The sequence below is a fragment of the Nesterenkonia rhizosphaerae genome (assembly GCF_039544555.1).
GTDB classification, from domain to species: domain Bacteria; phylum Actinomycetota; class Actinomycetes; order Actinomycetales; family Micrococcaceae; genus Nesterenkonia; species Nesterenkonia rhizosphaerae.
Map to the genome: position 1 here is coordinate 1,118,558 of NZ_BAABLW010000007.1, position 280 is coordinate 1,118,837.

Sequence of the window (280 nt, forward strand, 5' to 3'; positions counted from 1 at the left end):
AACGACCATGGAGGCGAAGATGGAACCGAGGGTGAGGCCGGCGACGGCGGTGCTCCTACTAGCGGTCCCGCTCCTTCGGCACCCACCGGTGGCGGTGCAGCGGCTACGCCTGGACCTACAGAAGGTCCGCGAGGAAACGACGCTGCCTCTGAAGCCGGTGTTCAGGGCAGCGGTGGCAGCGGGCACAGCGTCGCCGGAGCTGATCAGGGTGACACCGGTCATGCCCCATCTGCGCAGGAGGGGCCACGAGAGTCCTCAGTGAGCACGCATGAGAGTGGAG

1 protein-coding gene is annotated in these 280 nt (G+C 67.1%); it reads left to right on the forward strand.

What is annotated here, in order from left to right; all coding sequences use genetic code 11:
* The coding region (locus ABEA23_RS10860; RefSeq protein WP_345478028.1) for a hypothetical protein at nt 1-262 on the forward strand (262 nt) is incomplete at its 5' end.
* Nucleotides 263-280: the final 18 nt, after the last annotated feature.